At 68.1% G+C, this 12,709-nt stretch carries 12 protein-coding genes; 5 read left to right on the top strand and 7 right to left on the bottom strand.

Features of this window, described 5'->3' with window-relative positions; genetic code table 11:
- Positions 1-77: 77 nt before the first annotated feature.
- From GGR73_RS00625 to GGR73_RS00610, 4 genes are all read right to left on the bottom strand, one after another.
- The gene (locus GGR73_RS00625) at positions 78-860 is read right to left on the bottom strand and encodes a BUD32 family EKC/KEOPS complex subunit (RefSeq protein WP_016902517.1); all 783 of its coding nucleotides are present in this window, start codon (positions 858-860) and stop codon (positions 78-80) included.
- Positions 861-920: 60 nt separating this feature from the next.
- On the bottom strand, positions 921-1,898 hold the full coding sequence (locus GGR73_RS00620) for a beta-ketoacyl-ACP synthase III (RefSeq protein ID WP_024938452.1): 978 nt from the start codon (positions 1,896-1,898) through the stop codon (positions 921-923).
- A 90-nt stretch (positions 1,899-1,988) separates the two neighbouring features.
- Positions 1,989-2,183 carry a 50S ribosomal protein L32 gene (rpmF, locus tag GGR73_RS00615; RefSeq protein WP_003483870.1) on the bottom strand — a complete coding sequence of 65 codons (195 nt, stop codon included), beginning with the start codon at positions 2,181-2,183 and terminating at the stop codon, positions 1,989-1,991.
- Between the two features lie 97 nt (positions 2,184-2,280).
- Entirely contained in the window at positions 2,281-2,790 is a 510-nt protein-coding gene (locus GGR73_RS00610; protein ID WP_046341941.1) for a YceD family protein, read from the bottom strand.
- A gap of 110 nt (positions 2,791-2,900) precedes the next feature.
- Here GGR73_RS00610 and GGR73_RS00605 point away from each other — a divergent pair, with 110 nt between their 5' ends.
- Positions 2,901-3,476 carry a Maf family protein gene (locus GGR73_RS00605; RefSeq protein ID WP_054590838.1) on the top strand — a complete coding sequence of 192 codons (576 nt, stop codon included), beginning with the start codon at positions 2,901-2,903 and terminating at the stop codon, positions 3,474-3,476.
- 121 nt (positions 3,477-3,597) lie between these two features.
- Here the strand turns inward: GGR73_RS00605 and GGR73_RS00600 are convergent, their stop codons facing one another.
- The 3 genes from GGR73_RS00600 to GGR73_RS00590 are packed head-to-tail and all read right to left on the bottom strand — an operon-like array spanning position 3,598 to position 8,275.
- On the bottom strand, positions 3,598-5,430 hold the full coding sequence (locus tag GGR73_RS00600) for a hypothetical protein (RefSeq protein ID WP_184455200.1): 1,833 nt from the start codon (positions 5,428-5,430) through the stop codon (positions 3,598-3,600).
- Positions 5,430-6,425 (bottom strand): glycosyltransferase, encoded by a 996-nt coding sequence (locus GGR73_RS00595; RefSeq protein ID WP_184455198.1) that lies wholly within the window; start codon positions 6,423-6,425, stop codon positions 5,430-5,432. Before GGR73_RS00595 ends, GGR73_RS00600 begins: the two co-directional genes overlap by 1 nt.
- Positions 6,426-6,433: 8 nt before the next feature.
- Positions 6,434-8,275 (bottom strand): glycosyltransferase family 39 protein, encoded by a 1,842-nt coding sequence (locus GGR73_RS00590; RefSeq protein WP_184455196.1) that lies wholly within the window; start codon positions 8,273-8,275, stop codon positions 6,434-6,436.
- Positions 8,276-8,311: 36 nt separating this feature from the next.
- Here GGR73_RS00590 and GGR73_RS00585 point away from each other — a divergent pair, with 36 nt between their 5' ends.
- The 4 genes from GGR73_RS00585 to GGR73_RS00570 are packed head-to-tail and all read left to right on the top strand — an operon-like array spanning position 8,312 to position 12,702.
- Complete coding sequence (locus GGR73_RS00585) at positions 8,312-9,265, top strand: AAA family ATPase (protein ID WP_016902524.1); 954 nt, start codon at positions 8,312-8,314, stop codon at positions 9,263-9,265.
- A 5-nt stretch (positions 9,266-9,270) separates the two neighbouring features.
- A complete protein-coding gene (locus tag GGR73_RS00580) occupies positions 9,271-10,227 on the top strand; it encodes a DUF58 domain-containing protein (protein ID WP_184455194.1) in 957 nt (318 codons plus the stop codon).
- A complete protein-coding gene (locus GGR73_RS00575; protein WP_184455192.1) occupies positions 10,220-12,172 on the top strand; it encodes a DUF3488 and transglutaminase-like domain-containing protein in 1,953 nt (650 codons plus the stop codon). Before GGR73_RS00580 ends, GGR73_RS00575 begins: the two co-directional genes overlap by 8 nt.
- Positions 12,169-12,702, top strand: a complete 534-nt coding sequence (locus GGR73_RS00570) for a Slp family lipoprotein (protein ID WP_024938444.1) — start codon at positions 12,169-12,171, stop codon at positions 12,700-12,702. Before GGR73_RS00575 ends, GGR73_RS00570 begins: the two co-directional genes overlap by 4 nt.
- Positions 12,703-12,709 lie beyond the last annotated feature (7 nt).

Here is a 12,709-nt window from a genome sequence, read left to right as displayed (position 1 = left end):
GGATGATACGTGCGAAATCGCCCCGGCGTCTGTACTGCCGCGTATGCAAGGCCCGTCCGGCGCGACCGCCGACACACTTACAGCAAGGCGTTGAGCAGGTCCATTTCGCCATCGGCGAGCCAGTCCACGCACATCACCAGTACCAGCACCACGGCCAGGGAGGTCGCCGCGTGGATGGCCAGGATGGCGCGCGCCAGCGCCCCGGCCGAGCGCCCCAGGCGACCGGTGAGCTGCGCAAACCGCTGCAGGCGCCCGGTCACCACGTGCGCATGCGCCGCCACCGCCGGGCCGGCCGCATCGAAGGCGCCCGTCATCAACCGCTGCAGCACCTCGCGGCGGCCGCGGTAATACTTGGCCACGCCGTAGCCGAACACCAGCCAGTCGCGCGCCTGGGCCTGGGCCAGGTCCATCACTTCCAGCGGGTCTTCTTCGAAATCGATGAAGCCGACCGCCTGCCCGTCGAAGGTCATGTTGCGCGGAAGCGGCTGGCCGAAATACGCGCCATCGCGATGGGCAGCGGCAATGGCCGCCACCGCCAGCGCGATCAGGCGGTCGCGCTCGGGCGCGTCGGCCTCGCGCAGGCAGCTGGCAAAGGAACGGCCGTTGTCGCTGAGCACCAGGGCTGCCTGCCCGCAACCGACCACGCGCGGCACATTCACCGCCTGCGCCTGCAGTTCACCGAGCCGGCGCGCTTCCAGATCGCGCGCGGCATCGCCGCCACGGTGCGGCGGTGGACGCAAGGCGTCCAGGCCCCAGCGGCGGGCGACGAAGTTGAGTGCTCCGAGCGAGACCGCCCGGCTGTCGCGGCGGTACTGCTTCAGCCAGACGCGCTGTCCGGCGATGACGATGGGTTCTGCCATAACGGGTCCGTCCCTGACGCTGTCAGGCATCGCCGGCGGACGCGGCGCTGCCTGCGGAACTCAGTAGCGCAGCAGCGCCGAGCCCCAGGTAAATCCACCACCGAACGCTTCCAGCAGCAGCAATTGACCCCGCTGCACGCGGCCGGAGCGTACCGCTTCGTCCAGTGCCAGCGGCACCGAGGCCGAGGAGGTATTGCCGTGGCGATCCACGGTGACGACCACCTGCTCCATCGGCAGATCCAGCCGCTTGGCGGTGGCCTCGATGATGCGCAGGTTGGCCTGGTGCGGAATCAGCCAGTCCAGGTCGTGCTTGTCGTAGCCATTGGCAGCCAGGGTCTCGTCGACCACCGAATCCAGCGCCTTGACCGCGTACTTGAACACGTCGTTGCCCTTCATCAGCAAGGCGCCGCCGCCGTTCTTGCCTTCGCCGAAGCCCACCGATACGCCGACCGGATCCCACAGCAGCTCTTTCTTGCTGCCATCGGCATGCAGATGGGTGCTGAGGATGCCGGTGTCTTCGTCGGCCTTGAGCACGACCGCGCCAGCGCCATCGCCGAACAGCACGCAGGTGGTGCGGTCGGTCCAGTCGACGATACGGGTCAGGGTTTCGGCGCCCACCACCAGCACGGTCTTGGCGTCGCCGCTGCGCACGAACTTGTCGGCCACGCTGAGCGCGTAGACAAAGCCCGAGCAGGCGGCGTTGACGTCCATCGCGCCACACCCGACATTGCCCAACCGCGCCTGCAACAGGCAGGCAGTGGACGGGAAGATCAGGTCCGGAGTGGTGGTGCCGACGACGATCAGATCGAGCTCGTCGGCGGTGACGCCGGCCGCTTCCATCGCCTTCAGCGAGGCGAAATACGCCAGGTCGCTGGTGGTCTGGTCGTCGGCGACGATGTGACGCTCACGGATACCAGTGCGCGAGAAGATCCATTCATCGCTGGTGTCGACGATCTTGGACATGTCGTCGTTGGTCAACACCTTTTCGGGCAAATAGCTACCCGTGCCCGCGATCCTGGAATAGATCCGCTTGCTCATACTGTTCCCTGTTGCAAGAGCCGCGGTGGTCGGCGGCTCCGGAAGAAGCGAGGGTCACCCGGCAGCGTCGAACGCGCCGGGTGCCACGAATCAATCTTCTTGGACGGCCGACGACTTGGTCGCAATCACCTTCTTGCCGCGGTAGTAACCGTCAGCGGTGATGTGGTGGCGCAGATGGATCTCGCCGCTGGTCGGATCGGTCGACAGCTGCTTGGCGGTCAGGGCATCGTGCGAACGACGCTGGCCGCGACGCGACGGGGTAACTCGGGATTTCTGCACAGCCATGGGATTGCTCCAACTTAAGTTCGATAACTTGTCTGTCGAGTCGAACAGGACGCTTAACGCCCGCGCCGACCTGTCTTTCCGCCCTTCACAGCGGCGGTTACTGTTTTTTGAACGCTGCCAGCGCCGCGAACGGACTGGCCTTGTCTTGCTCTTCCTGGGTCGGAACCCACTCGGCCTCGACGGCTTCGCTACCCGGCGCCATCGGCACCACCGGTATCGACAGCACCAGTTCGTCCTCGACCAGATCCGCGGCCCGCAGCATGCCATCTTCCGGCACCAGCAAGGCCTCGTACTCGGCCGGCAACGCAGCTTCGTCGGCTTCGTCACGGATCAAACCAAGACGCTGTCTGATTTGCACCGGATACAGAAAACGCTGCAGGCTGCGCTGGCAGGCCAGCGGAAGCTCGACATCGACACTGAGTTCGACATAGGCGACCTTCAACAGGTCGTCATGATCGAATTGGAGCGAATAGACACACTCGCCCTCGGTATCGACCAAGCTCCCTTGCAGGCGGGTCATCGCAGAGAGCGGGATGCGGCCATCGAAACGCCTGCGCGCTACGACCATCCGCCAAGCATCCAGCATTTCGGGTACGTTCGCGGACATAAGCCGCAGAATGTTAAAGACCCGCCGACGCCCTGTCAAATACCCCTATTCACGCGCCTCGCAAGGCGCCAACGCTGGCAGACTTCCCTGCCCCTCCTGTGCAGCGCCCCATGATGCCACGCCTGATTCTTGCCTCCACCTCTGTCTATCGACGCGAGCTGCTCGGCCGGCTGCGCCTGGAGTTCAGCACCGCCCGGCCGGAGGTCGACGAGCAGGCGCAGCCTGGGGAGCGCCCGGACGCGCTGGCCAGCCGGCTGGCTGCCGAAAAGGCAGCAGCGGTGGCTGCGCAGGCGCCCGACGCCTGGGTGATCGGTTCGGACCAGGTCGCCGACCTGGACGGCCTGGCCCTGGGCAAACCAGGCACGCTGGAGCGGGCGCATGCGCAGCTGACCGCGATGTCCGGCCGCGTGGTGCGCTTCCATACGGCAGTGAGTCTGGTCGGCCCTGGCCGCACTGCGCACGCGCTGGACCTGACCGAGGTGCAGCTGCGCCCGCTGATGCCCGCCGAAATCGACCGCTACCTGGCCGCCGAGCCGGCGCTGGATTGCGCCGGCAGCTTCAAGTGCGAGGGCTTCGGGATCAGCCTGTTCGACGCCATTCGCTCGCAGGACCCCACTGCCCTGGTCGGTCTGCCGCTGATCGCGCTGGCACGGCTGCTGCGCCAGGCAGGGTTCGAGATTCCGTAAGAATTGCCGTGCGACCAGGAGTGAAGGCCGCGCACGCACGGAAAAGATCGGGCACGAGCAAAACTCCCCAATCTCGAATCCCGAATCCCCAATCCCCAATCCCTGCACCAGGCACGCAGCCCTAACCGGGCCGAGTCAGCTCACAGAACTGATACGGATAATCAGCCTGCCCCACATGCGAGGACAGCGTGCGGCAGCGCGCAGGGTCCAGCGTCAGCCCGTACGCGGCCAGGCGCTGCTGCGCGGCCTCGCGCACGGCACGGTCGACGGCGGCGATGTCCAGCGCCCTACCCTTGGCAATGTTGAGCACGCAGCGGCCCGGCTGCGATGCATCCAATTCGGCACGCAGACCATGTGCGATCAACCAGCGTAGGCTCGTGCATTGCGGTTGCACGCTCCAGCCCAGTTGCTGCGCCCAGCGATTCATCCGGTCGATCCGCAGCTGCTGCTTGTCGCGCGCCGCGCCCAGCACGGCGTAGAGCTGCGGCCGCCCGGCAATCAGCGTGCGCACGCGCTGCCGGTACTGGTCGGTCTCGGCGATATTCGTCGCCACACCGATATAACGCGCCTGCCGCGGAAGCAGCGGCACCCGCCAGGATTGCGGCTCGTCGCCGACCAGCAACACCGTGGAGGCGGCAGGTTCGCCCATCGCCGGTTGCTGCACCTGGAAGCTGTCGCGCGCCCAGGCTTCATGCCCCCAATCCTTCCACCCGACCACCGCGACCAGGGCACATAGCCCGATCAACCAGGCCGCCTTGCGATCGGCGCGTGCGGCAAATGCGTGCCGGCTCACGATCCAGAGCACTAGCGGCGCAAGCAGCTCCAGCACCACCAGATAGCGATGAATGCTGAAAATGGCCTGCCACAGCGCGTACGCAACGCCGAAGAACACCAACAGGACCACGGCCGAGCGATCCAGCCCGACCTGTCGCACGGGCCGACGCAGCAACCCGCGCCCTGCAGCGACCAGCGTCACCGCATACAGCACCGCCCAACCGGCCTGCACCAGACCGAGATCGCCGATCCGCTGCGGCTTGAAGGTAAACAGCAGCGGCCAGATCAGCTGCTCGCCGAGATTGCGCGGCAACCACCGCACATCGGCGATCGACACCGGCTGCGCCAGCGGCGATTTGAAGACTCCGTTGAACTGCGGAAACAGCGGATTGCCCAGGTGTTGCCAGACCTGCCAATACCAGGGCCCGGCCACCAGCACCAACACCAGCGCCGCAACGCCGGAAAGCACACCAAGGCCCAGCACGCGGGAGCGCAGGCGCCCGCCATCGCACAGGACCGCCGGCACCAGCGCCAACGCGTAGAGCGCATTGGTGAGCTTGAGCGAGACGGCCAGGCCGATCAGTGCGCCGGCGATGGCCCATCGATGCACCGCATGCGCGCCCTGCCGCGCCCGCGCCTGCGCCGACAACACCAGCGCCAGCGCCGCCAGCACCGCGATCGCGCTGGCGGTGTCGCCCATGGTGCCGCCGAGCTCGGACAGAAACACCGCGCTGCACATGCCGGCCACTGCAAGCAGCGGTGCCCACTGCGCGCGCCGCGTTTGCCCGGCCAATACGCGCCATGCCACTGCCGCCACCGGAACGAACACCAGCGCATGCAAGCCGCCCAGCAGCAGCCCGGCCACCGGCCCGGGAAGCTGCAGCATCAGCCAGGCATGCAGCACATCGAGCAATGGGCTGAAGTAACTCTGCATCTGCGCCGGCGCCAGATCCACGCCCAGCCGGTCGTGCGCCCAGGCATCGCCGATATAGAGGTGGTAGTTGCGCAGGTCCCAGTTGGCGTCCTGGCCCAGCCCAAGCGAGAGCAGCGCACCCAGCAGCACGACCGCCGTCACCGCCGCGGCGATCTGGCGTGGTGAATGAAAGCCGAAATGGCGATCGGCCCAGCCCAACAGCCGCTGTCGCCGGCCCACCGGCGTCGATGTCGCGATGGCTGCCATCAGCGGGCGGCTCCAGGTGCACGCGCAGCGACAACAGTGGCGACGCCCGGCTCGGCCAGATACGCCAGATGCTTGGCCTCGACGCGTCCGCGCGTGACCGTATCCAGGATCAGCCCGCACGCCAGCAGCAGGAAACCCAGCAGCATCAGCGCCACGCACAGGATCGCCGTGGGAAACCGCGGCACCAGCCCGGTCTGGAAATAGGTTTCGAACAACGGAATCGCCAGCACGATCGACAACGTGGCGCTAAGCACAAAGCCGATGGAGAAGAACAACAACGGCCGCTCGGCCTTGAACAACTTGGCGATGGTGGTGAGGATGCGCCAGCCATCGCGCCAGGTATTCAATTTGCTTTGCGAGCCCTCCGGGCGCACACCGTAGGCGGTTTCGACCTCGGCCACCGGCATGCGCAGCTGCAATGCGTGCACGGCCAGTTCGGTTTCGGTTTCGAATCCCTGCGCATGCGCAGCGAAGGATTTGACGTAGCGGCGCGAGAACACCCGATAGCCGGACAGCATGTCGTCGAAACTGCGTCCGAACAGCAGCCCCGCGCACCGCGTCAGCAACACGTTGCCGACGCGATGACCGGGCCGATACGCGGCCTGCTGCTGCTCGCGGCGCGCGCCGACCACCATGTCCAGGCCTTCGTCGATCAGCTTGCGCACCAGCGCCGGTGCGGCGGCCGCATCGTAAGTCGCATCGCCATCGACCAGCACATAGATGTCCGCTTCCACATCGGCAAATCCACGCCGCACCACATTGCCCTTGCCCTGCAGCGCCACGCGGCACACCTGCGCGCCGGCCGCCGCGGCGATCGTCGCGGTGGCATCGCTGGAATTGTTGTCCAGCACATGGATCGCCGCGCCCGGCAAGGCAGCGGCAAACGCAGTGACCACCGAGGCGACCGTCGCCGCCTCGTTATGGCAGGGCACCAGCACGGCGATTCGGATCCCGGGCACAGGCACGGGAGGGACAACAGTCATGGCGTCGGTCATTGCGTGATCTAAGGTGCGGAAACGGTGATGGGCTGTTCCCACCAGTCCTCGACGCTGCCGTCGCGGCCATGCAGGCGCAGTCCCAGCCAATGCGTGCCCGGCGGCAGCGCATGCGTGTCGAAGGTGGCGTTGAAACCGACGTTGGGGTGCTGCGGGTCGGTGGAGATCTTCCAGTACGGGCGCACATCCAGCGGCGTGCCGTACTCGGCCTGCGCGACCGGGCGCCCGTCCAGCAGCAGCTCCACCTGCGACAGCCCGACGCCGTCCTTGAATGCCCAGCCGCGCACCTGCACCTGCCCGGCCACGCGCACGTCCGGCAGCGGCGTGTCGATCCAGGCCATCGCCGGAGCGATGCACGGCCCGGGCTGGCGTTGCGCCGGCAGCGCAAACAGCAGGAAGCGCTGGTAGCCGTGATCGGTGGACACCACGGTGGGCGGCGGCAGCGGCCCGACCATCTCGCAGATGTCGTGGTAGCGCTTCAACAGGTCGCGATACCGCTGATCGCTGGGCGAGAGCACCAGCAGCCGCGGCCCGGCGCGCGTGCCGTCGCTGAGCAGCCCCCACTGCTGCAACTGCGCGCTGCGCCCGTGCTTGTCGTTCAACTCCGCGCGCAGCACTTCCACGTTGGCATCGTGCAGTTGAAAGCCAAGCTCGGCACCGACCTTGAAGTTTTCCGCCAGCACGCGCGTGCCCGGCGGCATCTGCGCAAGCCGGAGCTTGACCGCGCGCGCCAGGTCCTTCCACCCGGCAAAGTTGCGCGGATAGTATTTTTCGCCGGCCGCATGCGCGCGAATCGAGGGCACCGACACGGCCAGGTAATAGCCGTACGCACCCAGGGTGCCGAGCAGCGCAATCGCCCAGGCCGCGCGACGCAGCGTATGCGGCCAACGCATCAGGATCACCGGCACCGCCACCAGCAAGGCCAGGTAGCCCGGCAGCGGCCAGTGGAAGCTGATCCGCTCGGCATCGCTGAAGAAGCCGAGCACGAAGATCGCCACGGTCGAAATCCCGCCCAGCAGGCCGAAATACCGCCATTGCGCACGCGAACCGCCACCGGCGCGCGTGCCGGCCAGGCCGACCTTGAGCATCGCCCAGGCCAGCAGCGGGGTCACCAGCACCGCCTGTATCAGCAAGAACCACAGCCCGGTGATCTGAAAGCGCCAGGGATGCCGGTCGACCAGTTGGAAGCGCAGCCCGGCCTCGTCATGCTCGGTATTCCAGAACAGCAGCGGCAGCCAGCTCACCGCACCCACCGTCAGCGCCATCCAGATGCGCGGGTCGCGCATGACCGCGCGCCCCTGCGGAATGCACAGCAGCGCGATGCAGCCCACCCCGATCACCCCGGCAAAGCGGTAATGACTGAGCGCGCCGATCACCAGGCCGATGGCGAGCTCGAGCGCACTGGTGGCATCGACCTCGCGCAGCAGCCGCGCGCCGGCATCCATGCACAGCACCGCCGCCAGCGCCATCGGCACATCCGGCACCGCCAGGATGCCGAGCGTGGCCGACAGCGGCATCAGCAGGGTCAGGCTGCCGGCCTGCCAGCCCAGCGTGGAGCCGAACCAGCGCGTGGCGATATGCGCGATCAACCAGGGAATCAGCGCGGCAATGGCCAGAAACGGCAGGCGCAGGGCCAGCAGATGATGCCCGCCCAGTTCCACGCCCAGCCGCGCCAGCCAGGCGGTCATGCCCGGCAGATCCGAATACGCGGCGGCCAGATGCTGGCCTTCCTGCCAGTAGAACGCCTCGTCGACGAACAGCGGCAGCCGCGCGGCGATCAACAGCTTGACGGCCGTCGCCAGTGTCCACAGGATCACGAAGGTGCGATGTGCGCGTTGGTCCCCTTGCATTGCCCTGTGCACTCTTCTTCCACCTACGGAATTGTGATGTCGACACCGCTGCGTTCCACGGAAATGCTAACCGATGCGCTGCGCCAATCGCTGCGGCGCGCACAGGACCAGGTCAATTCGCTGCTGCTGGGCAAGGCGCAGGAAGTGCGCCTGGCGTTCGTGGCACTGCTGTCCGGCGGCCATCTGCTGATCGAAGACCTGCCCGGCCTGGGCAAGACCACTCTCGCCCACGCGATGGCCTCCAGCCTGGGGCTGGGCTTCCAGCGCGTGCAGTTCACCTCCGACCTGCTGCCGGCAGACGTGCTGGGCGTATCGGTCTACGACGCCGCCTCGCGCCAGTTCCAGTTCCATCCCGGCCCGGTGTTCACCAACGTGCTGCTGGCCGACGAAATCAACCGCGCGCCACCGCGTACGCAAAGCTCGCTGCTGGAGGCCATGGCCGAACAGCAGGTCACGCTCGACGGCGTCACCCATGCGTTGCCGGAGCCGTTCTTCGTGATCGCCACGCAGAACCCGGTCGACCTGTCCGGCACCTTTCCGCTGCCGGACTCGCAACTGGATCGCTTCCTGCTGCGGCTCAGCCTGGGCTATCCCAGCGCCGACGCCGAGCGCGCGTTGCTGTCGGGCGTGGATCGGCGCGAACTGATCGCCCAGGCCGCACCGCAGCTCAGCGACGCCGACGTGGTGGCGCTGCGCACGGTGGTGGGCCAGATCCATACCAGCGATGCGCTGATCGGCTATGTGCAGGCCTTGCTGCTGCGCAGCCGCCAGCACGCCGGAGTGCGCGTGGGGCTGTCGCCGCGTGCCGGCATCGCGCTGCTGCGCGCGGCCAAGGCCTACGCGCTGCTGCTCGGGCGCGAGCACGTGCTGCCGGAAGACGTGCAGGCGTTGTTCGTGGCGGTGGCCGGGCACCGGCTGGTGCCGGAGGCCGAATCCTCGTCCGGGCCGGCGCTGGCCAAGGCGCTGCTGCACAGCGTGCCGGTGGACTGACCCAGGTGCGTGCGCACGTGCGCGGCATCGGTCGCCGACTCAGCCTGCTGGCGCGTCCGCGGGGCGCGGAGGCCTTGCCGATCGTGCTGGATCGGCGGCGTATCTACGTGCTGCCGACGCGCTTCGGGCTGTTTGTCACCGCCTTGCTGCTGGCGATGCTGCTGGGCGCCTTGAACTACAACAACAACCCGGCCCTGCTGCTGGCGCTGCTACTGGCCACCGCCGGGATTGCCAGCAGCATCATGGCGCACCTGCAGTTGTCGGCACTGCGCGTCGAGGCGGTGTCGGCCGAACCGGTGGTCGCCGGCGAACCGTTGCGCATGCGGGTGTCGCTGGCACGCCGCGACAGCCGCGTACGGCGTGGGCTGCGCCTGGATCACCTGGACAGCAGCGGCTTCTGTGCGTTGCTCGAGCACGATATGGCCGAGGTCGACCTGCCGGTGCCCACCGAGCGGCGCGGCTGGCAGGACATCGAACGCATCCGCCTGTCCAGCACCCAGCCGCTGGGGCTGGTGCGCGCCTGGTCGTGGGTCTGGCCGGAGACACCGCTGCTGGCGTATCCCAGGCCCGAGGAACAGGGGCCGGCATTGCCCGAGGGCGCCGGTTCGCCCAACCAGACCCGCCTGCACCCGCAAGGCGAGGAGCTGCACCAACTGCGCCCGTATCGCGCCGGCGATGCGCCACGCACGATTTCCTGGAAGCACTCGGCACGCCGCGACAGCCTGCTGGTGCGCGAATACGAGCAACCGCTGGGCATCGAAGTCACGCTGGACTGGCGCACGCTCAATGCGCTGCCGTACGAGCGCCGCATCGCGCGGCTTGCCAGCTGGGTCAACCTGGCCGAGCGCGACGGGCGGCGCTACCGCTTGTTGTTGCCGGGCCAACCGCCGCTGGGGCCTGCACAAGGTCCGGCCCACCATCACCTGTGTCTGCGCGCCCTGGCCCTGCTTCCCCATGACTGAGCCGTCCGTCCCGATCACCCAGGCCAGCCGCGCCTGGGTGCTGGTCACCAGTTGGCTGGCGCTGGCGCCGTTGCTGTTGCAGCTGCCCGGCCCGCTCGCCGGCACCATTGCCGTGGCCGCCGTGCTGGTCGGGGTGCTGAGCTGGCGCGGCACCGTGATGGCACCGGTGCGGCTGTTGCTGGTGGTGGCAATGCTGGGCGCGGTGTACTGGCAGATCGGCATGCGCTTCGGCCGCGACACCGGCTGCGCGGTGCTGGCCGCGATGCTGGCGATCAAGGCCTCCGAGCTGCGCACCTTGCGCGATGCGCGCAGCCTGCTCGGCTTTGCGTTGTTCGCCCCGTTTGCGGCATTTCTGCTCGACCAGGGGCCGGCGACGATGGGGCTGGCGCTGCTGGCGGTGGTGAGCGCGCTGCTGAGCATGCAGCGGCTGGCCGACGAGGAACACCGCACCGCCACGCCTGCGCTGCGGATGCAGTTGCGCGGCATCGGCAAGCTGGTCGCCATCGGCGTGCCGCTGGCCCTGGCCACGTTCTGGCTGCTGCCGCGCCTGAGCTCGCCGCTGTGGGGCGTGCCCGAGCGCGCGCTGTCGCGGCCGGGCCTGTCGGACAACATGTCGCCGGGCGAATGGATCGACCTGATGGCCGACGACAGCCCGGCGCTGCGCGTGCAGTTCACCGGCAACGCGCCACCGCCGCAGCAACGCTACTGGCGCGGGCCGGTGATGTGGGACTTCGATGGCCGGACCTGGCAGCGCGCGCGCTGGACCGGCCGCGGCCAACCCGCCTCGGTCACCGCCGGGCCGCAGCGCTATCGCTATCGCCTGGACTACGAGCCCACCGATCGTCGCCAGTTGGTGTCGCTGGACCTGCCCACGCAGGCGGTGGCCAATACCGAGCTGTCGCCCGACTACGAACTGTTCGCGCAGCGGCCATTGAGTGCGTTGACCCGCTGGGAGCTGCAATCGGCGCCACCGGCACGCTTCGACACCGACCTGCCCGACCAGTTGCGCAAGCGCGCCCTCGCCCTGCCGCCGGGCTTCAATCCACGCACGCTCGCGCTGGCACGGCAATGGCGCGCGGAAGCCGGCAGCAACGACGATGCCGTGGTGCAGCGCGCGCTGCAGTGGATCACCCGCGACTTCGCCTACACCCTGGATACCCCCCTGCTCGGCCGCAACAGCGTCGACGAATTCCTGTTCCAGCAGAAGGCCGGGTTCTGCGAGCACTTCAGCTCTTCGTTCGTGGTGCTGATGCGCGCGGCCGGCATCCCGGCGCGCGTGGTCACCGGGTATGCCGGCGGCACCTACAACGGCTTCGGCAATTACTGGGTGGTGCGGCGCATGGATGCGCATGCCTGGACCGAAGTCTGGTTGGCCGGGCGCGGCTGGGTGCGGGTGGACCCCACCGCTGCGGTGGCGCCGGAACGCATCTACGACACGCTGGAAGACCGCGTGCAGGTCGGCGCGGGCAACAATTTCGCCCAGCTCGGCGTGTGGGCCAGCCTGGGCCAGGTCAGTGACCTGCTGCGTCGCGGCTGGAACGATCTGGTGCTGTCCTTCGATGCCGACCGCCAGCAACGGCTGCTGCAACCCTTCGGCATCGATCGCCTGGACAGCTCGCAGCTGGCCGCCATCTTCGGCGTGTTTGCGGTCAGCGCGCTGGCGTGGATGGGTTGGCTGCTGGCGCGCGGCGAGCGTGAACGCGACCCGCTGCTGCGCGCCTGGCATCGCCTGGGCCGTCGCTACGGCAAGCTCGGCCTGGCCCGCGAACCGCACGAACCGGCCATTGCCTGGGCGCAACGTGTCGCCCGTTCACACCCGAATCCGGCATTGTTGGCACTCAGCCAACGTTTCGCTGCCGCGCGCTACGCTGGCGCTGATTCGGACAGCGCCTCACTCCTCAAAGATCTGCAGCAGCATCGCCCGCGAACCGGAGCTTCCTCATGAGTACCCGCTTTCTTCTTCCCATTGTCGCCGTGCTCGGGCTCGCCGCCTGCGCGACCGCGCCCAAGCCGCTGCAGGGTCAGTTCCCTACGGTCAGTCCGAGCGATTCCACCGCCAGCGCCCAGGTCGGCACGTCGGTGCGCTGGGGCGGCAAGATCATCCAGACCAAGCCCGGGCAGGGCCAGACCTGCTTCGAGCTGATCTCGCGTCCGCTCAATGCCAGTGGCCGTCCGGACCGCAACGCCGTGGACGCCAGCGATGGCCGCTTCCTGGCTTGCCGCTCGGGCTTTTACGACCCGGCCGTGTTCGAGCCCGGCCGCGAAGTGACCTTCATCGGCAAGATCGAAGGCTACGAAACCACCAAGATCGGCGAGTACGACTACAAGCTGCCAAAGGTGAATGCCGACGTGGTCTACCTGTGGCCGGTCGTGCGCGAGGTGGATGTGGTGCCGGCCTACCCGTACGGCCCGTGGGGCGACCCGTGGGGCCCGCGCTGGGGCGGCGGCTGGGGCTGGGGCCGCGGCTGGTGGTAATCGACCG

Source organism: Xanthomonas sp. F14 (assembly GCF_014199865.1).
The sequence above is the reverse complement of the archived record's forward strand: the minus strand, read 5'-3'. Positions and strand labels throughout refer to the sequence as shown.